The organism is Rhodospirillales bacterium, from assembly GCA_016712595.1.
Taxonomy (GTDB): domain Bacteria; phylum Pseudomonadota; class Alphaproteobacteria; order Rhodospirillales; family Defluviicoccaceae; genus Defluviicoccus.
Genome location: JADJQT010000001.1, coordinates 1,775,194 through 1,800,115 on the forward strand (window position 1 = coordinate 1,775,194; position 24,922 = coordinate 1,800,115).

Here is a 24,922-nt window from a genome sequence, read left to right on the forward strand (position 1 = left end):
CCCCTTCTGATCAGCGTCAGCCGTGGGAGGGACCCTGGGTGTGGTCGCTCGAGGTCCGGCTCGCTCTTCGCGTCCAGCGTTCCACCGCGCCCTGAATTCCCACGTAGAATGCCGGCACGAGGAGCGTGCCGACCGATGTCGCCGCCAGAAGTCCTGCGAACACCGTTGTTCCAAGTGACTGGCGACTGGCAGCGCCGGCGCCGCTGGCAAACAACAGCGGAATAACGCCAAGGATGAATGAAAAGGCGGTCATCATGATCGCCCGAAAACGAAGCGTCGCTGCGGTTACCGCGGCTTCGCGCAAGGATCCGCCCTTGGCATGGGTGGTTCGCGCGAATTCGACGATGAGAATCGCGTTCTTCGCCGCGAGACCGATCAGCAGCACCATGCCGATTTGAGCATAAATGTCGTTATTAATGTGGGCGATGAGCAGGCCGGCGACGGCACCCGCAGCCGCAAGTGGCACGCATAGCATCACCGACAGCGGTATCGACCAGCTCTCATACTGCGCGACAAGAAAAAGATAGGCGAAAACAATCGCGAGGGCGAACAACACGGGCGCCTTCTGGCCGGCGCGAATCTCCTGAAACGTTACGCCAGACCATTCGTAGGTCATCCCTGGCGGCAGGACTTCCGCCGCCAGGCGCTCCATGGCCGCAACTGCATCACCCGAACTGTAGCCGGGCGCAGGTTCGCCGTTTACCTGCGCCGCGCTGACGAGGTTGTAGCGGCGAACGTTTTCCGGCCCCAAGATGGACGAAAGCGCGACGAGCGTACGCAACGGGACCATCTCGTTGCGCTCATTTCGGACGTAGAGCTGCAAGATATCGTCCGGATCACCGCGAAACTGCGTATCCGCTTGGAGAAGAACCCGGTATGTCCTCCCGAACATATTAAAATCGTTGACATAAAACGAGCCAAGCTGGGTCTGGAGCGTGGAAAATATCTCATCCAGCGGAACACCTTGTTTCTTCGCCTTTTCGCGATCGACGTCGATCCAGATTTGCGGGACGTCCGCCTGAAACGTACTGAAGACGTTGCGCAGCTCGGGCGTCTGGTTGGCGCGGAACAGCAGCGCGCGCAGCGCCGCCGCCAGTTCCTGAGGATTGTCGCCACGCGGGTCCTGAAGCTGAAAGTCAAAGCCGCCAGTGCTACCGAGGCCCCGGATCGAGGGCGGGTTGAAGGCGATGACGGTTGCTTCAGGAATGCCCCAGAGCCGGCCACGGGTCCGTGCGACAATATTCTCGGCCTTGAGCGCTGTGGTATCGCGCTCGAACCACGGATCGAGGACGGCGAACAGCACGCCACTGTTGGCAGCGGTGGTCCCTGTCAGGAAACTGAAACCGCCGACGGCGACGACACTGTGGATGCCGGGCGTCTTCTGGAGGATGTCGCCGACCTCCGCCATCACGGCGGAGGTGCGCTGGAGCGATGCTGCCGCGGGAAGCTGGAGATTGACGAAGAAATAGCCCTGGTCTTCGACCGGCAGAAAGGCTTGCGGGAGGCGCACGAAACCCAAGACCGTCGTGCCGATGAGACAGACGAAGACGAGCACGACGATGCCGACGCGCGCAACGAGAGCGCGAACGGCGCGTGTATAGCGCGATAGAACGGCGTCGAAGCCGCGGTTGAAGGTGCGAAAGAACCAACCGTGCGCCGTCTCATGCGGGCGCAGCACTGCGGCGCAAAGGGCCGGGCTCAGCGTCAAGGCATTGACCGTTGAAATCAGCACGGCGACGGCGATGGTCAGCGCGAACTGCTGGTAGAGCTTGCCGGTGATGCCCGGGATGAATCCCACTGGCACGAACACCGCCAGCAACACGAGCGACGTTGCGATAATCGGGCTGGTTACTTCGCGCATCGCCTGCACGGCGGCGTCGCGGGGTGAAAGGCCGAGGGTGAGCTTCCGCTGAACATTCTCGACAACGATGATCGCGTCGTCGACGACGATACCGATCGACAAAACGAGGGCCAGCAGGGTGATCACGTTGATGCTGAAGCCAACCGCCTGCATGGCCGCGAACGTGCCGATCAGGGAGACAGGGATGGCGATCGACGGGATCACCGTCATACGCCAGTCCTGTAGGAAAACGAAGACGACGAGCACGACGAGAAGCAGCGCCTCCGCCAGCGTCTTTGCCACCTCCTTGATGGATTCGTCGACGAAGCGGGTCGTATCATAAAGGATGCTGGCCTTGAGGTCGGGCGGGAAGCGTGCCGAAAGTCGGTCCACTTCCTTTTGGACGCTCGTCGCTACCGCCAGCGCGTTCGATCCGGGGAGCTGGTAGATGCCGATGTTCGCCGAGGGTTTGCCGTTGAGCAGACCGAACGAGGCGTAGCTACGCGCCCCGAGTTCGACGCGTGCGATGTCCTTAATCTTGACGCTGGAGCCGTCGGATCGTGCTCTTACAATGATGTCGCGAAAGGCATCAATGTCGACGAGGCGGCCCAGCGTGCGAATCGTATACTGAAATTGCTGATCCGGATCGCTCGGCGCGCCGCCGATCTGCCCGGGGGCGACCTGAACGTTCTGCTCGCGAACGGCGTTCACGACATCGCTGGTGGTGATACCGAGGCTCGCCATGCGGGCGACGTCAAGCCACATGCGCATGCTGTAGTCGCGTGCCCCGAAGATCGTTACCTGACCGACGCCGGGAACACGGGCAAGCGCATCGACGAGATTGATCGAGGCGAAGTTGCTGAGGTAAAGGCTGTCATGTGTTTCATTGGGTGATGTCAGGTTGATGACGAGGAGCAGATTGGTCGACTGCTTTCGCACCGAAAGGCCCTGCCGAACCACCTCCTGCGGCAACTGAGGTTGGGCCAGCGCAACCCGGTTCTGGACATTCACCTGGGCGATGTCCGGGTCAGTGCCGACTTCGAAGGTTACCTGCACTGTCAGGCTGCCGTCGTTGCCGCTCGTCGAAGCGATATAAATCATTCCTTCGACGCCGTTGATCTGCTGTTCGAGCGGTTCCGCCACGGTCGATTCAACGACGAGGGCGCTGGCGCCGGGATAGCTGGCGGTAACCTGAACGACCGGCGGCGTGATGTCGGGGTATTGATCAACCGGAAGGGTGGTTAGGGCGATCAACCCGGCCAGGGTGATAACGATGGATAGAACGAAAGCAAATTTTGGCCGGTCGATGAAAAACGCGCTGAGCATCCCTTACCCCGCGGACGACGGCGGGGTGGCGGCGCTCGGCGAGACAGTCGCGCCGGCGCGGACCTTCTGAAGGCCTTCCGAAACGATCCGTTCTCCTTCGGCAAGGCCGGAGATCACTTCCCAGCGCACACCGATGCGTTCGCCGGTCTGGATGCGCCGGACCTCGGCCTTATTGTCGTCGCCGACGACAATGACGAACCGTCCGCCCTGATCCTCCTGGACCGAGGCTTGCGGGATCAGCAGGGCTGATTTGGCGGCGCTTTCCTCCAGGATGACGGTTACGAACAGTCCCGGCAGCAGAACGTGATCGGGATTGGGAAATGTCGCGCGTACGGCGATTGTTCCGGTCGTCGGATCGACCCGGTTATCGACGAAGTCCAGTCGCCCGGAGGGAGGATATTCGCTGCCGTTGGCGAGACGCAGTCGGGGAACAAACACCGGCTTCGCGACGCCGGCCTCGTGCGCCTTTTCGATGCTGGCGAGGCCATCGAGATAGCTGCGTTCACTGACATTGAAAACGACGTAGATTGGATCGAGCTTAACGAGTTGGGCGAGGACGCCGCTGTCCGGCCCGACCCATTGCCCGACGCTGTACATGGACCGGCCGATCCGCCCGTCGAAGGGAGCATCGATCTGCGTGTAGCCGAGGTTGATCTGGGCTTGGCGAAGCTCCGCCCGACTGCGATCAAGCGCCGCTTCCGCCTGAAGCTGGTCGGACTGCGCCCGGTCGAGAGACTGCAGGCTCAGGTTTCCTTGACTAGCAAGCTTCTTCGAGCGTTCAAGGTCACGGCGTGTGCGCACCACTTCAGCTTCCGCCTCGGCGACGCGGGCGGCGGCGGCGTCGACGGCGGCGGCGAACGGATCATGCTCGAGAGCAAAGAGGAGCGCGCCCTGTTTGACATCCTCGCCCTCGCGGAACGTCCGCCGTTCAAGGAACGCCTCGACGCGCGCTCGCAAATCAACGGAATCAACGGCCACCGTTTGGCCGATGTATTCGCTTTGCGGGTTGATCGTCGTCCGTTCCACCGCCGTGACCGTCACCGCGGGCGGCGGCATCGCCTGTTGCGCCTTGGGAGGGTTGTTGTCGCACGACGCCAAAAACAGCGCGAGCGTCAGCAGGACGGCGCCGGCTGGATACCGGAGGGATGCAAAACCAGTCACTGTTCGGACAACCGTGCGATAAATTCGACGGAAAAGATCTGACCTGCGCGCAACTCCGGCAAGCCAATCTGGCGCCAAGCTACCCCGGGAAACCCGCCTCGTCAGCGGCTCACGCGCAATAACCGATCACACGTACAAGCTCTTACGACAGTCGCCGCCCAGCGTCAATTGGTGCCGCGCGTATTTCGCTGCGAGCTGGATCGGAGCGCGGTCTTTGTGGGACGATTTGCCACACGCCTTAGTTATTGCTTTCGGCCGGTCGGCCGAACACCAGGGAATTGGGATCGCGCTGAAGCTGGTCGACCAGTTCGCGTACCGAACGCGCCGCCGCAGCCGTTTCTTTGAGCGCGTTTGACAGGGCGAAGTTCACCGCCGAGCCGGGTTCGATAACGCCGTTTGCCGACGTCAGCACCTGCTCGGCAGCGGTGAGACTCTGCTGCGCCGTTTTCATCGTCGCGGTAATCTGATCGAGCGAGGTTTCGGCGTGCGGAACCATGCCACGAAGGGCGGACAGGGTATCGCCTGCGGTTGCCGACGTTTCATGTAAGCTCGCGATGAGCGGGCCCAATCGCGCATCGAGGATTTGCGCTGTTTCACGAAGGTCGTCCATCGTCAGGTTAGCGTTAGCGATCGCCTGGGCGATCTGTGGATCGTTCACCAGCCGGTTCGCACCCTTGAGCATGTTGCGGGCGTCGTCCACGAGTTCGTCCAGCGGCAGTTGAGAGACCTTGTCGATAACCTGCTGCACCGTGGCCTGCACTTCTTGAAGCGTCGACGGTGCCGTCGGGATCTCGATGCGATCAGGGTAAGAGTTGTCGAAGTCCGCCGGCATCGTTGGGAAAAAATCGAGCGAGATCGTCGCCTGTCCGGTAACCAGACTCGGCAGTGCCAGTTGGGCGCGCAGCCCGCGCTCGACAAACGTGCGGAGCGTATTGTCGGTGCCGCGGCGAACCACTTCGTGAGTCGGGTCCCGTTCTTCACCGTTGCCGACGAGTTGAATGTTGTCGGTACTGAGCTCGGCAAAGACGGGGATGATCAGCGGGCTCGTGCCGTCGGGTTCGTAGCGGATGAACACCCGGGTGACCTGGCCGACCTTTACCCCGCGGAAATTGACCGACGAGCCGACCGAAAGTCCCGCAACCGACCCCTTGAAAAACATGACGGCTGGCGTCTGGCGAGCGAAGAACGTGCCGCCACCCAAGATCAGCACCCCCGCGACAATCAGCGCGACGGCGCCGAGGACGAACGCGCCGATCATCTTTGGATCGGCAGGTTTACTCATTCGTCCGCTCCATCTGTTTGCCGTTCATCCGTGCGTCGTGCCTTGCGTCTTTCGGTCAAGACCGCGGTTCATTCACTGATCGGGCTCGCCTCGGGTGAGAAACCGCTTTACGGTCGAATTTCGTGTCTGCGCGAGAAGTAGCTTGGGATCTCCCGATCCGATCATAGTTTTGCTTTCGGCATCGAGGAACACGGAGTTGTTGGCGATAGTGAAGATGCTGGCCAACTCGTGCGAGACGATGACAATCGTCGCGCCCATACTGTCGCGCAGTTCGATGATGAGGTCGTCGAGCAGCCTTGAGCTGATCGGATCGAGGCCCGCCGAGGGCTCATCGAAAAACAGAATTTCCGGATCGAGCGCAATTGCCCGGGCGAGTCCGGCGCGCTTTTGCATGCCGCCGCTGATCTCCGACGGATAATAGTCCTCGAACCCGGCAAGGCCGACCAATGCCAGCTTCAGCGCAGCGAGCTCGCGAATCGTGTTCTCGGGAAGTCGCGTGTATTCGCGCAGCGGCAAAGCGACGTTTTCCGCCAGCGTCATCGAACTCCACAGCGCCCCATTTTGAAACAGGACGCCGCATCGGCGCAGGATACGGCGTTGCTGGTCGGGCGGCGCATCCCACAGGCTCTCGCCCGCGTAGCAGATGGTGCCGGCGGCGGGGGATTTTAACCCGATCAAGTGGCGCAGCAACGTGCTCTTGCCACATCCGCTGCCGCCCATGATGACGAAGATGTCGCCGCGGTTGACGTGAAACGTCAGATCCTTTTGCAAGATGCGCGATCCGAAGGCCATGGTCAGGCCGTCGACGGCAATCGGCGGGGCGAGAACGTCCATCCGTGACAGCGGGCCTCTTGTCAGATGCGCAGGATATTGGTGATCACGGCAAACAGGCCATCCGCGACGATGATCCAAACGATTGCCGTGACGACCGCCGATGTTGCCGCCGACCCTACGGCTGCGGCGCTGCGGCCACATTGCATGCCACGTAAACATCCGCAGATGGCGATGATCACGCCGAAGACGGCGCTCTTGCCAATGCCGAGAAGGAGATCCTTCGTATTCAACCACGCGAGCGTTTGATGTCAATACTGCGGCGGTGATAAATCGAGCAGTCCGATACCGACGACGAAGCCGCCGAAGATGCCGATGACGTCGGCATAGATGCAGAGCAGCGGCATCATCAAAATCAAGGCGACGATCCGCGGCAGAACGAGGAAATCAATCGGATCGATACCGAGTGTCTTCAGCGCATCTATTTCTTCGTTGACCTGCATCGTTCCCAATTGGGCGGCGAATGCGGCGCCGGTGCGGCCGGCCATGATGATCGCCGCCATCATCGCCCCCATCTCGCGGGTCATGCCGATGGCGACGAGATTGGCGACATAGATCTGGGCACCGAAAATCTGCAATTGCACCGAGCCGACGAAGGCGAGGATCAGCCCAACCAGCGCGCTGATCAGCGCCACGATCGGCAGCGCGCTTGCGCCGGTCTGCTGAATCAGCAGCAGGACATCGCCGCGGCGCAGTTGCGAGCGACCGGTCGCGAGGCGCACGGTACCCAGCGTCGCCTCGCCGATGAAACCCGTCGCTTCGGCGGCGGCGCGCGCGAGCGCGAGTGAATTCGTGCCCACGCGGCCAACAAAGGAGGTGTCGGTGACGGCGTGGGGCTCGTCCATGCCCGCCGCGGCTGTGCTCGCCAGCCGTAGCAGGCGCTGAACACCATCCGGCAGTCCGGAGGGGTCGAATTTCAACTGTCGCGCGCTGCCTGCCTCGCGTATCGCGATCAGGGTCATGAGAAGCCCGCTATCCCAGCGACCAAGCGGCGAAGTGTCGAAAGCGATCCGTTCTGCGGAGTTTGCGTCGTCAAGTACTTGAATTAACTCGTCCGGTGCTGGAAGCGGGCCGTGAACCGTCCAGTTTCCCGAAAGGTGCAACAATAGCGTATGCGCATCCGGGCGGCTCGGGCGCACGCGCGGCTCGGTATCGGCAGGGCTCGCGATACTCATTTGCTGTTCTTCGCCGGGCATCTCACTCGCCGGGCAATGCACCATCCGATTGTGCGTAACCTCTGAACCTTGGCAGGTCAACCTGTGGTGCGGATGCAGGTGCACGAACCGGAGGAATTCTCGCCGCGGCGGACATGCTGACTGGCGAGCACTGGATTCGGCCGTTATAGAGGCGCCAGCGGCGACGTGTCGCGCCCGGTCTTACTTCGCCGGAACTGAAACAGGGACTGACGGTAGCGAGGATCGGTCTGCAGTGTACGGCGTCCTATTGCTGTTAAAGGCGATGCTTGCCGGCTTCGTCGTTGCGGTGCCGATCGGCGCCATCGGTGCCATGTGCCTGCGACGGGCAATCCATGGACGCTGGGTTGCCGGCCTCGTCACCGGCTTGGGTGCGGCGGTCGCCGATTCGCTGCTGGCGATGGGTGCAATGTTCGGGTTGACGCTCCTGACCCGCTATATCCTCGAGAACCAAAAGCCCGTCCTTCTAATGGGCGGCGTCTTCTTGATCTTCGTGGGTGCGCGGATGATCGCCAAACGACGCCCGAAATTTGATGCGGAGGCCCCCTCAGTCAACCACCAGCTACGCCGTTGGCGGGCGTGGACCGGAGCGCTGAGTACGGGTTTCGCGCTCACGATCATCAATCCGGCAACATTGATCGCTTTCGTCGGGGTGTTCGCGGGGCTCGGGTTGTTCCATCACGACAGCGACAAGCTGAGCCTGAGTTGGCTGATTGTCGTCGGTGTGTTCACCGGCTCGATGTTGTGGTGGGCGACACTGACCGGGACGGCGTTCCTTATTCGCCGGCACCTTTCCCTTGAGTTTATCGTCGTTCTGAACGTCGTTCTCGGCCTGGTGGTCGTCGGGTTCGGTGCCGCCAGTCTGCTGGCGCTTTGGGACGTCCGGATCTGACGCTTTTTGCAGAGCGGAACTCGATGGTCGCACGACGCTAACGAATCCTCGCGATTCGTCGGATGTGGGCACGGCGCTGGATTCGTGCGCCTTAATTGGTCCCGCCAAAGCCATTGCCGAGAAACCGGGAAAGTCTGGTGCGTTTCTTATCGCGTCCGATGGCAAAAGATTCGCGCGATCGAAGGACAGCAGTGCAAAGGGCCGCTGGAGATTACGGAATGTCCGCGTGCCACCAGTCTGAATGTGTGCTGCGCACGCCGGTCGCGGCACGGAGGCGGCAGTCGGTTGCAACTGCCGCTGCCATATAGTTTTGCAAAATCATATCTTTTAGCCATAAAGGGGCATGTAACTGGGGCCAGTTGCAGGTATCGCACGCGAGAGCGATCGTTTGTTCGCGACTGGCGGCGAAGCCGAGCTAAAGGCATCTGCGAGCTGGTTGGGCAGCTCGGTGGAAAAGGGCTGGAATGCGAATCGGGCTACGGCCACTTAGATCAGTGCCTGCGTTTGCCAGCGTCCTTGTGGTTGCGGCGACGATGCTTCTCCTTGGCTGCGCGATGGACGGTCGCCCCGCTTGGGAGCAAGCCGCGCTGGGCCGGCCCGCGACCACCCCGGCGGCGGATCCGCAATCGCTGCGCAAACCCGTGCCGAGAGGGGGCGCCTTCCTGCCGCCGCCAGCACGCCCGTCAATGGCCGCTCCGGCAAAGCCTGGGGCACCGGGCGCCGAATTCGGTGCGCTTGTGACGACGCGCGTGGTGTCAACCGGCGGCGAGCGCAAGCCAGTGATGCGCACGCACGCGCCCGAAGCGCTTGATGCCTCAGTGGCCGGCCCACAGCCGGATCTGCCACGGCTCGCGATGGAGCAGACATGGCTGGGGGTAGACACCATCACGGCCCGACACGAAGACACAATGGTCGATCTGGCGGTACAGCACGACATGGGGTTCACCGAGATTGCGATGGCCAATCCCGGCGTCGATCCCTGGTTGCCCGGCGACGGAACGACCATCGTTTTACCGAGCCGCCATCTTCTGCCCGATGCGCCCCATAAGGGGATCGTCATTAACCTGCCCGAACAACGGCTGTACCTCTTTGAGCGAGACCAATTCGTCGTCTCTTTTCCGATCGGTATCGGCCGTGACGGATTTGCCACCCCGATCGGCCGGACTAGGATCGTTCGCAAGCAGGCAGCACCCGTTTGGTATCCGACTCCCTCGGCACGGCGCGATGATCCGACGCTGCCGGCCGCCGTCGCGCCGGGGCCGGATAACCCGCTCGGCACACACGCGCTCTATCTAGGATGGCCGTCCTACCTGATCCACGGAACAAACAAGGAATATGGGATCGGTCGGCGCGCAAGTCGCGGTTGCATCCGGATGTATGCCAACGATATCGTATTTATCTTCAATCGCGTTCCCGTCGGAACCTCGGTAACCGTTGTCGATCAGCCGATCAAGATCCAGCGCCTCGCCGACGGTATCTATCTCGAGGCAGATCCGTCACTTGCCCAGGTGCAACAATGGGAAAAGGCCGGACGATTCAAGCCTCAACCTGCCGCGGGGATCGCCGAAGCTCTGCGCCGTTCCGCAGCGCCCGGTGGCGAGGATGTGGACTGGACCGTCGTCGATCGCGTTATCGCCGAGCGGCGAGGAATCCCCACGCGTGTAACCCGCATCGTTGGAGCGACGACCGTCGTCGCGGTTCAGCCGGCCGAGCAACGGCATACGACGGATACGTCCAATGGCGCGAACGATCTGGTCAGATGGCTGCGGGCGCAGCTCTTCGGTCAGGATGACTAGGTTCGTGGCGGAACGCGTCCGACGGAGCGAAGGTGTGGCGACACCGATCGTGGTTGGACTGACGGCGGTCATCGTCGCGGTTACCAACGAAGTGCCGAAGGTTCTGGTTGTGCGGCGCATGAGCCACACCCTCGCGACACCGGCGCAGCGAGGGCACGAAACCGCAGGGGCGAACACCGACGATTCACTGCCGTCCGGGCCGTTCGATCCGGCTCGCCACCGGACCTTGCAGTCCGGCTTGCGGGACTGGGTTGCGGAGCAGACCGGCCTTGAACTTCGCTATGTCGAGCAGCTCTATACCTTCGGGGACCGTTATCGCGACCCGCGCGAGGCCTACGGCGGCCCGCGCGTCCTTACTGTCGCGTATCTCGCCTTAACGCCGCAATCGCCGGTCGCCGGTACCGGCGATGCCCGCTGGCATGAATGGTATGATCTTTTCCCTTGGGAGGATTGGCGTCGCGGACGTCCGGATCTGATCGATCAGGTGATACGGCCTGCGCTTGAGGCGTTCATCGACGATGCGAGCGATCCGCTTGACCGGCGCGCGCGAGAAGAGCGCGTCGGAACATCATTCGGAACCGGCGCCGCACGCTGGGACCCGGTACGGACGCTTGATCGCTACGAAATCCTCTACGAGGCGGGACTTGTCCTCGAAGCCGTTCGCGACTCTGAGGAGCGTGCACACACTGGGCTGTGGGGCGGAACGGCCGGGCGGGCAGTGGCGGTCGAATGTGCGGGCGCGGGCGTTGACCTTGGCGATTCTATGGTCCGCGATGACCGGCGCATTCTGGCGACGGCGCTCGGTCGGCTGCGGGGCAAGCTCGCCTATCGTCCGGTCGTCTTCGATCTCCTGCCGCGCGAATTCACCTTGTTCCAGCTGCAAAGAACGGTCGAGGCGCTTGCTGGTCAGGGCCTGCACAAGCAGAATTTCCGCCGTACATTGGCGGCAAGCGAACTCGTCGAGCCGACAGGCCGGGTCGAATGCACGGGACGAGGCCGGCCGGCCGAACTCTACCGCTATCGCCGCGGTGTTCTGCGGGCAAAGACGGAAGGGGTCTCGCTGCCGCCTGTCCGCGCCGAATCGTAAGTCAGGCCGCCGGTCACTTGTGGCGATACGGCATGCCTTGAGGCGGCACGCCGACGGTTAAACGCCGACTGACGGCGCTTGTGCTCGATAGACCTCGGGACGATGCCGCCGCGAGCAAATCAGACCCGCGGGGTCCATTCCACGACGGATCAGCTTGCCGGCGACCATCGATATGATGCGCACGGTATCCAGCCACGGCCGGTAATGGCTGCGACGCGCCTGGTTGTGATAGACCGCCTCAATCGGTACGGCGAGAGGACGAAAACCCCGGCGCGCGGCTTCGATGAGGATTTCGCTTTCGAAGACGAAGCTGCGGCTACGCCCGTGGCGAAGGTGGAGGTTGGCCAGCAGCGCCGCTGGATAGAGTCGGAATCCGGATTGGCTGTCGAAGATCGGGCATCCGGCCGCCCACGAGATCCAGAAGTCGGCAACCTCGTTGCCAAACCGTCGTGTTTCCGGCATGCGCTGCCGTTCGAGCATACGCGCGGCAATAATAACTCTTTCGGGGTATTCCTGGTGGGCTGCGACCAGGCAGCCGATCCGCTCCGGTGGATGCTGTCCGTCCCCGTCGAGCGTAACGATGGCTTCGGCCCCGAGGGCGAGTGCCTGCTGCATGCCTCGCCAAAGGCTCGCACCCTTGCCGCAGTTCGCATCATTGCGCAGTAGTGTCACCGCTGCTGTGTCTAGGCAGCCGCTGGTACCGTCCGCGGAGCCGTCATCGACGACGATCACGAGGGCGCCAATCGTGCATGCCGCTTTGGCGACGGCTCCGATGGTCGCCGCCTCGTTGTACGCCGGGATAACAACGGCAATCCGTGACACTGCTTATGCCATCACGCCGTTGATGTTGATGATCTGCCCGGAGATGTAGCTGGCCTCATCGGAGGCTAGAAAGCTCACCAACGCAGCAACTTCGTCGGGGGTGCCCGCGCGACCCATCGGAACCAGTCGTTTGATCGTCGCGGCGTCAAACGCTTGATCCGTGATCGGTCCCTCGATGATTCCGGGCGCCACGGCGTTTACGGTGATCCTCCGGGACGCCAGCTCCAGGGCCAAGGCTCGGGTCGCGCCGTGTAAGCCCGACTTCGCGGCGGCATAGTTGACTTGGCCTTTATTGCCGATCACGCCGGTAACCGAAGAGATGGTAATGATTCGGCCCCAACGCGTCCCCAGCATGGGCAGAAGTAACGGCTGGGTGACATTGTAGAAGCCGTTCAGGCTTACGTCGATGACATCGCGCCATCGCTCGGCCGGCATCGCTGCCATCAGGCCGTCGCGGTAGATCGCAGCATTGTTGATGATGACCTGGATCGGCCCCGCGTCCAGCAATCGCACGAGGCAGCGGCGGGTGGCTTCGCCGTCCCGGATATCGAAGGTGACCGTTTCGGCCGAACCACCGTTGGTCGTGATCGCGGCGGCGACAGCGCCCGCCTGCTCGGGGTGACGGTTGCCGTGGACGATTACATGCAGGCCGTCACGCGCCAGGCGTCGGCAGACGGCGCCGCCAATATGGCCGCTCCCACCGGTGACGATTGCGCGCCGCGTCAGGTTGCTCATGTTAACGGGCAACGCTGGCACGTATCGGCATGCTCGCAGCTCCAATGCGCACAGGCGCGGCGCTGCCGGTCGCAATCGCTTGGATGAGCGGCAAGCAGCGGGCGGCCGGGTTACTGCGGCGCAGTCGCTCGAGTGCGGCGTCGGCGAGGGTGCTCTCCGATGATCGAACAGTTTCGGTCTGCACGCTCAGGCTGGGGTATTTATCTGCGGAGTTCTGTGGGAGCAGCAGCAGCGCGACCGCGAAAGGATCGACGAGTGGACGCTTCGCACGCAGAGGCTCAGGTGCGGGTAAGTCGCAAGCGACGAACAACACCGGCACGCGCTCGGTCCGGGCAGTAACGGCGGCTTCGAGCAGTCCCGCTGCGAAGGTATCGTCAAATGCCGATAAACTGACGGATGCTCCGCCGCTACCCGTGGCGATCGACCAATATCCCGCCGATGCATTATGTACGGAATTATGAAACTGGGTTGGAGAGAGCGCGCGATCATCCGAGCACAGCGTGCGACACAGGTTATCGACGATGGAGAGCTCGCCGCTCGCCGACGCGAAAACGCATAATAGGTGGTCAACGTCGATGTCGTTGTCACTGAGGGCCTCTTCGCCGACCTGCAGCACCAATTTGGCGGCGGCGGTCGCGCGCCGTCGTTCTCCGGCCGCGAGCAGAGCCGGTGTCGGCGTTGCGACAGGTTGCGGCTGATAGGGGATACGACCTTGCAAGACAGGCAGGCTGCCAGGCCATCCGGACAAGCCCGGTCCCATCAGGCCCACACCACCAATAAATAGCGGCATTAGCTGACGCGTCCGAAAACGAGCGAGCAGTTCGTTCCGCCGAAGCCGAAAGAGTTGCTGACGATGATGTTGACGGGCTGGGTTCGCGATTCGCGGACGATCGCGGCGCTGAGCTGTGAATCGACGTGGCGCGTGTTCAGCGACGCCGGGATGAACCCCTCGCGCAGACACAGGCAGGAGAAAATTGCCTCGGTGATGCCGGCCGCGCCCAGCGTATGACCTGTCCATCCCTTTGTGGAACTGCACGGCGTTTCGGTTCCGAACACCGCCACGACGGCTCTGTCTTCGGCGCGATCGTTGAGCGGAGTCGCGGTGCCGTGAAGGTTGACGTAGTCGACCTGTTCCGCGCGCAACCCGGCGCGGGCGAGCGCCTCGTTCATAGCGCGGATCGCGCCCCGTCCTTCAGGATGGGCCGCCGTCATGTGGTACGCATCGCTGCTCTCGCCGTAACCCAGAAACGCAAGGCCCAGCTCGCCGGCGCCAAGCCGTTCCATCAGGACGAAGCCGGCGGCTTCTCCCAGGCTCAAGCCATCACGCCCTGTGTCCCAAGGCCGGCATGGCTGCGGCGAGGTGAGTTCAAGAGCACGAAAGCCATAAAGCGTCGTAAGGCACAGACTGTCGACGCCGCCGACGACGCATGCATCGCACATTCCGGCACGGATGTAACGCGCGGCCGATGCGAATGCCTTCGCACTTGAGGAACAAGCCGTCGAAATCGCGAGAGCAGGGCCTTCCAGTTTAAGGAGCCGACGGGATAAATCGGCAGCCGAGAAAACGTTCTGAGTGCAGCGATAGTTGAAGTCGGCCGGGAGCTCGCCGGTGAGGGGATCACGCTCGGCGTAGGCACGTTCGGTCTCACCAATTCCAGACGTACTGGTGCCGATCAGCACGCCGATTCGCTCCGGACCGTAGCGTCGGACCGCCGCTTCGACTGCAACGGAAAAGTCGTCCTGCAACAGCGCGAGACGGACCAGCCGATTGTTGCGGCAATCATATTCGGCAAATGAGCCTTTGATTGCTTCGTGTTCCAGCCCTTCGATGCGGCCGATCCAGGTATCAATTTCGGCACGGGGGAAATCGCATGCGCGCAGTCCACTCGTCCCGCTGCATAACGCCGTCAGTGACGCCTGAAGCCCGCGACCGAGCGCGTTGACAGTGGTAAACGCCGTGATCGCCATTGGTTCAGTTTCGATTGGCGTAAACACGGCCCGGCTCGTCGCGCGCGGTCGCAGATCGCCGTTGCTGGGGGCGGAAGGTGTCACGTTGTGCGCCTCGCTTGCAGGCACTGGGCGCCGGTGTTCGTCAAACACGGGCATGGGGCGAATGAGGATTTCTTAATTAATCCAAGCGACCGGGCGTTGCACGCTCCGCGCAGGCGCTGCTCGAGTTTTTGGATGACGATCCGACGCTGATGTGGCGTGGACGTGCAAGCAGAAAGGCGAGCAGAAAGTTCGCCGCGACGCCGATGGTTGCGGTCATGCCGATCGCTTGCAGCACCGGAATCGCTGACAGTGCCAGCAAACCGAATGAGGTCACCGTGGTGATGCAGCACAATAACATCGCGTGTAGTGCGCGCGCGGCATAATCGGAATCGTCCTCCGGTTGGCTGAAAAAGATAGCGTAATCGATCGCGATGCCGGTCACGAGAAGCAGTGAGACGATGTGAAACAGGGTCAGGCCTTGATCGAGTACTCTCAGTACGGCGATTGTCAGCAAGAGCGACAAGAAAAGTGGCAGCAAGACGGAGCCCATCCTAGACCATGATCTAAGGCCCAGCGCCAGCAGGATGACGATGACGCCGCCTCCGAAGGCGAGGTGCCAAAGCGCCTCCTCGCGGAATGTGTTGAGCAGGCGGTTGGTTTCCTGTCGCACGGCAAGGAAATGCACGCCGTCGATCGGCGTGCGATGGAACGCCGCAGCTATGGCATCGGCGTCGGTGACGTCGCGGAGCATGATAAGTCCGCTCCAGCCGTTGTTCCGTGCAAAGGCGAGCGATCCGAGGAGATTGCCAAGCGGCGTATTCATGAGATCATCGCGCTGGACCAACGGGCCGGTTCGTGCCGCCTCGACGTCAGCGAGGAATGGCTCGAAGAGCCCCGGTTGGAATGGCAGGCCGGTGACAGCGCCCATCATCGCTGCGCGCAAGACATCAGGGATTGGCAACGCCGCTTGCCGGTTGCGCTGCACTGAACGGCTCGGCAGGAATTGCGACGGCGCGTCATAGCCCTGCGCGGCCCCTGCGGCGACTAGGTCATCGAGGATTGTCGCCGCCATTTCGCTTTTGCTCAGAACGTCGTCGAGATCCTCGCCGTGGATAACAACGAAGTGCCCGGCTTCCGGTGCGCCGAGATCGCTTCGCAGCTGCTGGTCGACCTCCAGCATGTCTCGCGGGATCGGGCTTAACGCCGCAATGTCGTTTTCCCAGCGTGGTGGGTGGATGGTGAGCAAGACCAGGACGGTAACACCTCCGGTGAGCGCTAACGGGCGGCTCCATCGCCAACGCGCGCGTAGCGCATACTGCAGCCATCTGGAAGGTTGTCTCGTTGCGGGAGCGTTCCAGCGTTCCGGTAGGAACGCTGGAAGAACCCAGCGGGTCACTGCCATCGCGGTGATTAAGCCTGATGCGGCGAATACGCCAAGCTGGGACAGTGCTGGGAAAGCTGGACTGATCAGCGCGAGATAACCGGTGGCGGTCAAGGTCACGCACAATCGCTGAAGTGGCGCGATTTGGCGAAGGCGCTGGCGGACTGACTGATGGCCCCTTGCGAAACTCATCAAAATGATGGGGTAATCGACGCAGACGCCAAGCAGCGTGATGGCGAATCCAAAGGTAATGCCGTGAACGTAACCGAAGATCGCGTAGGTGACGGTGGCGCCAACCAGGATCGCCGAAATCAGGGGCAGCACGCTTAATACCACCGCGCGCGGCGCGCGATACGCGACCGACAGTAAACAGACAATCAAAATGCTTGCAGCAAGACTCAATCGCTCGACGTCGCCGCGAATGCGATCTTGCGAGCTGACCGTGAGTACACTCGGTCCACCGAGCCGCAAAGACATCTTGCTCTCGCCGTTGATAGCCGTGAACTCCTTGCCTACTGCGGCGATCGCCGCCTTCTGACCGGGTACGTCGAATCCTGCGGCGCGGCTTTCTGCCAGCAGCACGGCCTGGTTGCCGTCGGGCGAAAACCACACGCCCGATCGGTTCATCGGCTGGTGCCGATCGGCGAGCCATAGGCGCAAAAGTGATTGCATTTCTGCCGTCGGGTCCTGTGGCAACAGGCGCTTCTCGACGATCGACATCGGCGAGCGCAGGACACGTAGTCCTTGCTGCAGCGCCGTTCGCAATCCGGCTTCTGTAAACCGTGCCGCCGAAACGCTCGGGCTGAGCAAGTAGCGATAGCCGAACAAGGCTTTTGCCTGCGCGTCGTCTCCAAGAACGGTGCCGTTGTCGACGCGGCTGAACAGACCCGTGGCGCGCAAGCGGCCGGCGAGCGCGGCGCTCGCGGCTGCGCGCTGGCCCTCGGTACCGCCCTCGATGCCGATGAAAAGCAAACGCCCCGATTGGCTCGCTTGAATTTCGTCTAGCAGCAGCACGGCCGGATCGTCGCGTGGCAGAAACCGGGTTATATCGAAAACGATCTCGACGCGCGTTACGACCAGCCAGGCGCAGATTGCAAGCCCGGCGAGCCAGACGACCAGCGCGAACCAGGCTCGAACGCGTCCAACCATTATTCAATGTTGCTGATGGTTACGGTCATTATGCTGCGGTCACCGTTCGCTTCAATCGTCTCCACGCTGGCGATACGGTTGTCGCGACCGCGAATGACAACGCGGCTCAGGTGTCGCGCAACCTCGCGCTGAAGCGGATCGAGAAGCAGAGTCCAGGCATCGGCGGCGCCTTCGAGACGGACGGAATAGAATTGTTTCAAACGGTCAAGATCGCCGGCCATCGTCGAGCGGACGGCTTCAACCAGGGCCTGAAGGAAGGGATAGGACGGCAAGAAAACGCGTTCCTTTGTCTTTTCATTGTCGATCTGGAGCCACTCACCGTCGACTTCGAGAGTCTCGGACGTGGGGGTTACAGTTTGCCTGAGTAGATAATCCGGCGCCCTATAAGCGAGCTGGCCGCCGGTTTGCGTCGGCTGATCGAGGATTTCGAGGTGCTTTTCTTCCTGAAAGTAGGCGCGTTCGCTGCGAACCAAGGCCATGCTGGCCATGAGCTGCTCGATCTTCCAGGCCTGTGCAAGCGCGGAGTGCGACAGGGCGATACCGGCTACGGCTAGCAGAGCGCCTAGGAGCCTCATCGTTGGTTGTCGCCGTCCGGGCGGTTGACGATGCTGATGCGGGCCGAGGCAATCAGCGTATTCCCCGCGTTGACGGAGCAGTCGTAGATCGCTCCGGTGGCATCGACGTGTATCAGATGCGCTGAAACCATCAGTCGGTCGTCTACTTCGGCGAGATCGCGGACGGTAAGTGTCCCATGGCGGATTGCCGCCAAATATCCGGGCACGGCCGCTCGTCCCTGCTGCCGGGCGAGGAGCCCGCCATGAATGGCTGCCGCCTGTGCGCCATATTCGAGCGCGTTGAGCCCCTCCAGGCGGCCGTCCGAACGTAATGGATTGTCGGGTGCCCGATGCGAGTAGGTCACGCAGGTGATCGATACGTCATCCCACCGCAGGACGCCGTCGAGCAAGCACATAGCGCCAGCATGAGGGATCAGCGTAGCGATGCCGGCGCGATCGATCAGCATGGCCAATGCTTGACCATAAGCGAGCGGTCCGCAAGGTAGGGTAGGGCGACCGTGCCGGATTCGCCCCTCGCGAGCTGCTGCAATAGGGGCAGGCATCGCGCCGCCGGATTGCTAATGCGTAGATTTTCCAGTGCTTGGTTCGAGCACCGATCCTCATGGCGGCGAGCGACGATGTGGCATCGCCACCTGCCGAGACATCGCGCGTGAGGTTCGGTGCCAGGCAGCATCGCGGCGGCGAACGGTACGGTCACCGTTCGACTTCGATGCAGTGCGGCCGGCAGCGGAACGTTGATCACGACCAACAGGATGAGTGCGTCATCGAGGCTGGCGGCGAACGCTTCGATGAGACCAGCGGCAAATGTTCCGTCGTAGGCGCCAACGCTGACGCTGACGCCCGCAGGACCACGGATGATCGCCCAGTAGCCTGCGGCTGCGTTGTGATCCACGCGCGAGAACTGGCGAGGGGAATCCATTGGTGCAGGCTCATCGATTTCCGTCAGGACGGCTTGCAAGGCTTCGGCGTTGCCTCTTGAACAGGCGAAGACGGCGCGAAGCGGAGAGTTCTCGGCGAGGCCGGCTTGTTCGAGGGCGCTCGCCGCAACGTGCAGTGCGAGACGCACGCTCGGTGTGATCCGCCGCCGCTCCGTCGCTGGCAAATGGAGGAGAGTCAATATCGGTAAGTCGTGTCCATGATAAGGCCGGATGCCCTGCAGCACCGGTGCGGCTGCGGGCCAGTCGGCAAGGCCGGCAGCACAGATTGCCACCGCACGGACGAACAGGGCTCTCTTCACGACCGTCATTGTAGCGAGTTTTGGATGATCGCCTTGACAAGCGCAAGGGAGGCATCAGGAAATTCGCGCAAGGCTGCGGCGATTGTTGGTCCACTGCGACCAGATTTTGCCGATCTTATACCAATGCAGAAAGTATCCCTCGCGGATGAGTTGCATCGCCGAAACGAAGCCGCCGCTCCAGCATTCCTCGGCGGCACATAACACCGGTCGTAGATTCAGTCCGAGCGCGAGCGCCTTGCTACGAGCCAGATGATCACGGCTGGTGATCAGGGCCAGCGGGAAGTCGCCGCGCTTTTCTAGCAGCGCGCGGGCGTAGTGCAGGTTCTCAAGCGTGTGGGTCGAGCGGTCCTCGATGCAGATCCGCGCCGCCGGGATGCCGTCTGCGATCAGGAAGAGTCTCCCTTGTTCCGCCTCACTGATCGATGCCCCTCCGGTCCGGCCGCCGAGGATCAGGATCGTTGCGTCACCGCTTACTCGAAAGAGTTCCGCGGCACGCCGGAGCCGCTGGGCATAGCCTGCGGTCACGGCATTGTCTTGCAACCTCATGCCGAGGACGACTAGAAGGTCCGGTGGATCGATCTCGACCGGGGCTGAACGAGCAACGTTCCATACCGTGCCAACGTTCCAGAGAAGGCTGGCGCCACAAGTGCCGATGATCACCAGATTGGACAGCAGAAGTGTCACCAGGCCGTCGGCGCCGATCATCGCCAGACGCGTGGTGCTACGTTCGTTCATCACGGCGCTCATCTGCCCAGAAGTCAAAAAAATTGAACCAGTTATAGGGTGACAGGCGGGTATGCCAAGCTAATCTGTCGGCATAAACTTGTAGCCAGGGGGCGATTTCTTTGGCGCTTCGCCCTGTCGCCGTTGAAATGCTATCGGCCAGCGGCTCGAAGTAGATATCGTAGCGATTCCCGCCGCGATAAAGACTGAAGGCCAGGATGACTCGGCATCCCAGGGCCGATGCTATCATCAGCGGGCCAACCGGAAAAGCGGCTGGTCTACCGAGAAAGGCGCAGGCAATCGCCCGGTCGTTGCGAACGACACGGTCTCCCAGGACACCAACCAAGAATCCCTGATCAAGTGCTTCCTTGACCGCGAGCAGTGTTCCTACGCCCTGAATGGGGATGATCGAATCTACCATTTGTGGGTTGAGGGCGTTGGTGAATCGCGTCATTGCACTGTTATGATCAACATTCATCAGCACCTTGACCGGGAGCTGTCGTCCGGTAATGCCCATGGCACGCAGGACCTCGAAGCTGCCAAGGTGTGCGCTCAACAGCAGCGCGCCGCTGCCGCTGGCGACCTGATCGAGGATTATCGCGCCGTTATGCACGCGGATATCGAAACGCTCGAACTGACCCGTCAGCAGAAACACGCGATCAAGAATAGTGCTGGCGAAGCAATGGATATGGCGCAGTATGCTGGTCCAGCCGGGCTCGCGTCTCAGGATGCGCCGGAGGTACCGACGCGAGGCCCGCCGTACGTCGCCCGCGGTCAGCAGGAAATAGAGAGAAATCGGATAAAGCAGCGCGCGCGCGCTGCGACGACCGATACGGGTGCCAATCCAATGAATGATCGACAGGGCGCCCGTAGAGCCCCGTTCCGGTTGGCGTTGCCAAGCTTGGCTCACCGTAACGTCGCAGATATCCGCTGCCGCCTAGCACTGTCAGACACCCTCCCCGTACCGCGGGGTCGCGGGGCGCAGCTCGATGTCATTGTTTCACTCGGTTTATCTCGATGTGCTTGCACAGATCGCGCAACGACGCAAAAATCTTGGTGTTGTTGGCGTCGTCCGATCGTAACTGAAAGCCATATCTCTTTGTTATCGCCAATGCCAGTTCGAGCGCATCAAGGAATCGAGCCCCAAGCCGTCACCGAACAGCGGCTGCTGCGGTGCGATGTCTTCCGCAGTCATGTCCGGAAGATCAAGCGTGCTGATTAACAGAGTGGCGACTTCCAGTTCAAGGGCCGATAGATCGTGCATGATTCTCGATACTCGTACGGGTCTCGGTTGTCGTTGAGCAATGGAGACGGAAGCCATTTATAATCGCAACGCCGATACCGCGTCACCTATCTCGACGGCCGACGTCGTTGTAATTGGCGGCGGTCCGGCGGGAACGACGCTCGGCTCTCTCCTCGTTGAAAAAGGGTGGCGGGTGGTGCTCCTGGAACAGGATTACCACCCTCGTTTTCATATCGGCGAATCATTGCTGCCGATGAACCTGCCGCTCTTCGAGCGGTTGGGCGTGCTGGAACAGGTGCGCCAAATCGGTGTCGTCAAGAACGGAGCCGAATTTTGTCCGGCCGGTTCCGGCGATCGTATGGAAACAATCTACTTCAAAGATGCCCTGAAGTTTTCGCCGCGATACGCGTTCCAGGTCCGCCGGTCGGAATTCGACGAACTGCTGTTCCGCCATTGTTCGGCGCGGGGCGTTTCGGCATTTGAGGGAGTCAAAGTCCGGGAGGTGACGTTTGGTGGTGACGGCCGGCATCTTGTCGAAGCGCGTAACGGCGCCGGTTATCGCCTTTTCTGGCACACACGCTTCGTTGTCGATGCCTCAGGCCGGGACACGTTCTTGTCGCGAAAACTAGGATTAAAGAAGAAAAACCCTAAACATCATAGTGCAGCCCTGTTCGCCCACTATAGAAGCGTCGTTCGTCGTACCGGAGACGACGAAGGTAATATCAGCATCTACTGGTTCGAGCACGGCTGGTTCTGGATAATTCCGTTGCGCGATGGTTTGACCAGCGTCGGTGCGGTGTGCTCGCCGACATATCTAAAGACGCGCAAAGTTGAGGCGACGGAGTTTCTCTGGCAGACAATTCAGCTATGTCCGGAGGTCCGGAAGCGACTGCGTAACGCCGAAATCGTCGGAGCGGCGCAAGCAACGGGAAATTTTTCATACTATTCTTCCCGCATTCGCGGCAATGGCTTCCTGCTGGTCGGCGATGCGTTTGCCTTCGTCGATCCCGTATTTTCCACGGGCGTCTTTTTCGCCATGAACGGTGCGAGCTATGCTGCGGATGCTGTTGACGCATATCTGCGAGACCCCGAAACGTCGGAGCCGGAGTTTCGTCGCTTCGAGGAGACAGTTAGAGGCGGTATTCGTACCGTTTCCTGGTTTATCTACCGGTTTACGTCGCCACCTATGCAGAAGTTATTTATGATGCCGCGTGATACGTTCCGTGTTAAGCGTGCGATTATCTCGATGCTGTCCGGTGATATATTTGGTAGTACGCCGATTTTCTGGCCACTCGCGCTATTTAAACTGATCTACTTTGGCGCATGGCTGATTGAATTTCCGCGCGCATATGCCGCACGCAAAGTGCGCCAGCGCAGCATTCGCGAGCGCTATGCTGACGGAACTCTACCCGTGGATCACCTGTGATTTGGTAGCGACGGGCTTACATGACGGATAGGATTGCACAGGCGACACCTGTTCGCGTGGCCCATATCCGCGCGGACGAGGTGAGCACAGTGCTCACCGATGATCGATTGCTCGCGATGATCGGCTTTGGCGAGACGCGTCCAAGCGTTCCCGATGCGCGACTTGCCTGGGTCCCACTCGCCGTTCCCGAAAGCGCCGAACAGATATTCGAAGCATGGTTCGGTTCGACGGCCGCTGTATCTTCATTGTTCGAAGGCGTCGTCGCTACACACAATGGCGAGGTCCTGTTCGGTCATCTCCACCTCGATGATTCTGCATGCGGCGGGATCGAGACAGCAACGGTCACCGCTTATCACCGGCTTCTCGCTTGCGCACGAGACGCCGGTTATCCGCATCTGCTTCGCGTCTGGCATTTCTTTGCTAACATTCATGCAATCTGCGGTGATCTCGACCGTTATCAGGCGTTCTGTCGCGGCCGTTTTGCCGCGCTAGCCGAATCGGCTGCAGGATGCGAGATGCGCTTGCCGGCGGCATCCGCCCTCGGGAGTCATGTGCCCGGACTGACGGTACAGTTTCTCGCTTGCCGCGGACCTGGGTTGCAGATCGAAAATCCTCGCCAGGTCAGTGCCTTTCGTTATCCGGAGCGGTATGCTCCGCGTAGTCCGTCGTTTTCGCGCTCCGTGTTGCTCCCGCGCGCCGACGAAGCAGAGCTTTTGTTGATTTCCGGTACCGCCAGCATCGTAGGTCACCAGTCCCGCCATGAGGATGACCCCCTGGCGCAACTCGGCGAGACCATCGATAATCTTGACGCGCTTCTGGCTGCTGCGGCATCCGCGCGGCAGCGCATCGCCCGATTCGCTGTGTTGCGTGCATATCTGCGTATTGTCGAGTTTGCTCCGTTTGTGCGGGAGGTCATTGCCGAGCGCCTTGGAGCGGATTTACCAGTGATCATCCTTGCCGCCGACATCTGCCGGCCAGAGTTGCACATAGAGATCGAGGGACTGGCTTATTGCGTAGACGCCTGAGTGTCGGTTTGGGCGACGCCAGCGTTCAGTTCTGTCCACAGACCGCGCCGATGAACAGATTAGGACAGAGTTCTAGGATGCGCTCGTGATCCGGGTCCGTCTCGATCGTCGAAAAGCCGGCTGCTTGCAGAGCAGCCTGCCAATGCCGCCATTCCAAAAATCCGGCATTCGGGCGTGCTAGGGCGTCGGTGACGACGGCGGGATCTTCGAGCAGACGGAAAATGAGTTCGACATATAGCGGCGCGTGCGGGGAGGGACGCAAGCATTCTCCCGCTACCAGCCAGCCTCCCGGCGCCAGGCATTTCCGAGCCTGGGTAAGGGAAAAGCCAAGATCGTGGGCGACATGCAGGACATTGACTGCATAAATCAGGTCGAAGCTTGCTTCCTTCGCCTCCTGTTCCTCCCATGGCTGGTTGATATCGAGGCTGGCGAACGTCAATGGTACCGTACGAAAGCGCGCGAGCCCGCGCCGGGCTTTGCGGCGGAGAAATGCGCTCAACTCGGTGACGTGAAACGTCTGGACCTGAGATAGCAGGCCGCGCCGTTCGAGCAGGTCGAGGAGCCTCTCGCTGCCGCTGCCCGCTCCGGCGCCGACTTCGAGGATTCGCACACCACGACCCTGGCGGTCGCACCGATCCAGCCGTTTGACCGCCGCTGTGGCGGAAACCCAGTTGTTGACTGCATATAGTGGGTTCGTATTGGCGAAGTATCGCAGCCACAATTCGACGTTCTCCGGATTGAGTACAACGTCGCGCCCGGCAATCTCGCCGCGAGCAAGGGCGGGGTATGCGCTCGCCGCAGTTTGGAGGAGATCAAATGTCGCGGCATTGGCCGGATCAACGGTCATTGCCGCGGCGCGAAGTTGTGCCGGATCTGAGTCAGGCGGCTGTTCAACAAGGCGATAGCGTCGGACGTTCGCATCCGGCATGACGGCGAGAATTCCGGCGGTTTCCAGCCGTTCGAGAAGCCATTCCAGGACTGCCGAGAAGCCTTTGGCAAGTCCTAGCGTCTGCGACAGCCAAGCGGCGGAGCGGGGGGTTTCGAGTTGCGAAAGAATGCCGATATCGCGGGCGGCGATAACTGCAAATATCAACGCGGCTCGATCGGCGATCTCGATGCTCGCGTGCAAGCGGTCGTCAAACACGTCGTCCGGATAATCGGCGAGTAGCAAAGAGAGTCGAGGATCGCGTTGCACAGATTGCCGTT

General features: G+C 61.4%; 20 protein-coding genes and 2 pseudogenes. 5 read left to right on the forward strand and 17 right to left on the reverse strand.

Going from position 1 to position 24,922, the window contains the following annotated elements:
- Positions 1-16: 16 nt before the first annotated feature.
- The 5 genes and pseudogenes from IPK66_08000 to IPK66_08020 form a co-directional block, all read right to left on the reverse strand.
- Positions 17-3,166 (reverse strand): multidrug efflux RND transporter permease subunit, encoded by a 3,150-nt coding sequence (locus tag IPK66_08000; GenBank protein ID MBK8175195.1) that lies wholly within the window; start codon positions 3,164-3,166, stop codon positions 17-19.
- A gap of 3 nt (positions 3,167-3,169) precedes the next feature.
- Positions 3,170-4,327 carry an efflux RND transporter periplasmic adaptor subunit gene (locus IPK66_08005; protein MBK8175196.1) on the reverse strand — a complete coding sequence of 386 codons (1,158 nt, stop codon included), beginning with the start codon at positions 4,325-4,327 and terminating at the stop codon, positions 3,170-3,172.
- A 238-nt stretch (positions 4,328-4,565) separates the two neighbouring features.
- Positions 4,566-5,609, reverse strand: coding sequence for an MCE family protein (locus tag IPK66_08010; GenBank protein ID MBK8175197.1), 1,044 nt, complete (start codon positions 5,607-5,609; stop codon positions 4,566-4,568).
- A 72-nt stretch (positions 5,610-5,681) separates the two neighbouring features.
- Positions 5,682-6,401, reverse strand: coding sequence for an ATP-binding cassette domain-containing protein (locus tag IPK66_08015; protein ID MBK8175198.1), 720 nt, complete (start codon positions 6,399-6,401; stop codon positions 5,682-5,684).
- A gap of 62 nt (positions 6,402-6,463) precedes the next feature.
- Positions 6,464-7,615: pseudogene (locus IPK66_08020) on the reverse strand (ABC transporter permease).
- Between the two features lie 253 nt (positions 7,616-7,868).
- Between IPK66_08020 and IPK66_08025 the strand changes: the two are divergent.
- The 3 genes from IPK66_08025 to IPK66_08035 all read left to right on the forward strand — a co-directional run bounded on the left by IPK66_08025 (position 7,869) and on the right by IPK66_08035 (position 11,408).
- On the forward strand, positions 7,869-8,525 hold the full coding sequence (locus IPK66_08025; protein MBK8175199.1) for a LysE family transporter: 657 nt from the start codon (positions 7,869-7,871) through the stop codon (positions 8,523-8,525).
- 554 nt (positions 8,526-9,079) lie between these two features.
- Positions 9,080-10,321 (forward strand): L,D-transpeptidase family protein, encoded by a 1,242-nt coding sequence (locus tag IPK66_08030; GenBank protein MBK8175200.1) that lies wholly within the window; start codon positions 9,080-9,082, stop codon positions 10,319-10,321.
- Positions 10,314-11,408, forward strand: coding sequence for a hypothetical protein (locus IPK66_08035; GenBank protein ID MBK8175201.1), 1,095 nt, complete (start codon positions 10,314-10,316; stop codon positions 11,406-11,408). Before IPK66_08030 ends, IPK66_08035 begins: the two co-directional genes overlap by 8 nt.
- Positions 11,409-11,465: 57 nt before the next feature.
- On the opposite strand, the gene IPK66_08040 is transcribed toward IPK66_08035, so the two are convergent.
- The 11 genes and pseudogenes from IPK66_08040 to IPK66_08090 form a co-directional block, all read right to left on the reverse strand.
- Positions 11,466-12,230: a glycosyltransferase family 2 protein gene (locus IPK66_08040; protein MBK8175202.1), complete on the reverse strand. Its 765-nt coding sequence runs from the start codon at positions 12,228-12,230 to the stop codon at positions 11,466-11,468.
- Positions 12,231-12,233: 3 nt separating this feature from the next.
- The gene (gene fabG, locus IPK66_08045; protein ID MBK8175203.1) at positions 12,234-12,965 is read right to left on the reverse strand and encodes a 3-oxoacyl-ACP reductase FabG; all 732 of its coding nucleotides are present in this window, start codon (positions 12,963-12,965) and stop codon (positions 12,234-12,236) included.
- Position 12,966: 1 nt separating this feature from the next.
- Positions 12,967-13,755, reverse strand: a complete 789-nt coding sequence (locus IPK66_08050; GenBank protein MBK8175204.1) for a beta-ketoacyl synthase chain length factor — start codon at positions 13,753-13,755, stop codon at positions 12,967-12,969.
- Positions 13,755-14,933 (reverse strand): beta-ketoacyl-[acyl-carrier-protein] synthase family protein, encoded by a 1,179-nt coding sequence (locus tag IPK66_08055; protein MBK8175205.1) that lies wholly within the window; start codon positions 14,931-14,933, stop codon positions 13,755-13,757. Before IPK66_08055 ends, IPK66_08050 begins: the two co-directional genes overlap by 1 nt.
- 160 nt (positions 14,934-15,093) lie before the next feature.
- Entirely contained in the window at positions 15,094-17,487 is a 2,394-nt protein-coding gene (locus IPK66_08060) for an MMPL family transporter (protein ID MBK8175206.1), read from the reverse strand.
- On the reverse strand, positions 17,487-18,062 hold the full coding sequence (locus IPK66_08065; GenBank protein MBK8175207.1) for an outer membrane lipoprotein carrier protein LolA: 576 nt from the start codon (positions 18,060-18,062) through the stop codon (positions 17,487-17,489). The genes IPK66_08060 and IPK66_08065 overlap by 1 nt, the downstream gene beginning before the upstream one ends.
- On the reverse strand, positions 18,059-18,508 hold the full coding sequence (locus IPK66_08070; protein ID MBK8175208.1) for a hypothetical protein: 450 nt from the start codon (positions 18,506-18,508) through the stop codon (positions 18,059-18,061). The genes IPK66_08065 and IPK66_08070 overlap by 4 nt, the downstream gene beginning before the upstream one ends.
- A complete protein-coding gene (locus IPK66_08075) occupies positions 18,502-19,299 on the reverse strand; it encodes a beta-ketoacyl synthase chain length factor (protein MBK8175209.1) in 798 nt (265 codons plus the stop codon). The genes IPK66_08070 and IPK66_08075 overlap by 7 nt, the downstream gene beginning before the upstream one ends.
- A 54-nt stretch (positions 19,300-19,353) precedes the next feature.
- Entirely contained in the window at positions 19,354-20,034 is a 681-nt protein-coding gene (locus tag IPK66_08080; GenBank protein MBK8175210.1) for a YdcF family protein, read from the reverse strand.
- Positions 20,021-20,932 (reverse strand): lipid A biosynthesis acyltransferase, encoded by a 912-nt coding sequence (locus IPK66_08085; protein MBK8175211.1) that lies wholly within the window; start codon positions 20,930-20,932, stop codon positions 20,021-20,023. The genes IPK66_08080 and IPK66_08085 overlap by 14 nt, the downstream gene beginning before the upstream one ends.
- Before the next feature lie 82 nt (positions 20,933-21,014).
- Positions 21,015-21,286, reverse strand: a pseudogene (locus tag IPK66_08090) (acyl carrier protein).
- A 40-nt stretch (positions 21,287-21,326) separates the two neighbouring features.
- Between IPK66_08090 and IPK66_08095 the strand changes: the two are divergent.
- Positions 21,327-22,691 (forward strand): tryptophan 7-halogenase, encoded by a 1,365-nt coding sequence (locus IPK66_08095; protein ID MBK8175212.1) that lies wholly within the window; start codon positions 21,327-21,329, stop codon positions 22,689-22,691.
- 20 nt (positions 22,692-22,711) lie between these two features.
- The gene (locus tag IPK66_08100; protein ID MBK8175213.1) at positions 22,712-23,716 is read left to right on the forward strand and encodes a hypothetical protein; all 1,005 of its coding nucleotides are present in this window, start codon (positions 22,712-22,714) and stop codon (positions 23,714-23,716) included.
- Positions 23,717-23,741: 25 nt separating this feature from the next.
- Here IPK66_08100 and IPK66_08105 read toward each other — a convergent pair whose 3' ends face one another.
- Positions 23,742-24,911: a class I SAM-dependent methyltransferase gene (locus IPK66_08105; GenBank protein MBK8175214.1), complete on the reverse strand. Its 1,170-nt coding sequence runs from the start codon at positions 24,909-24,911 to the stop codon at positions 23,742-23,744.
- Positions 24,912-24,922: the final 11 nt, after the last annotated feature.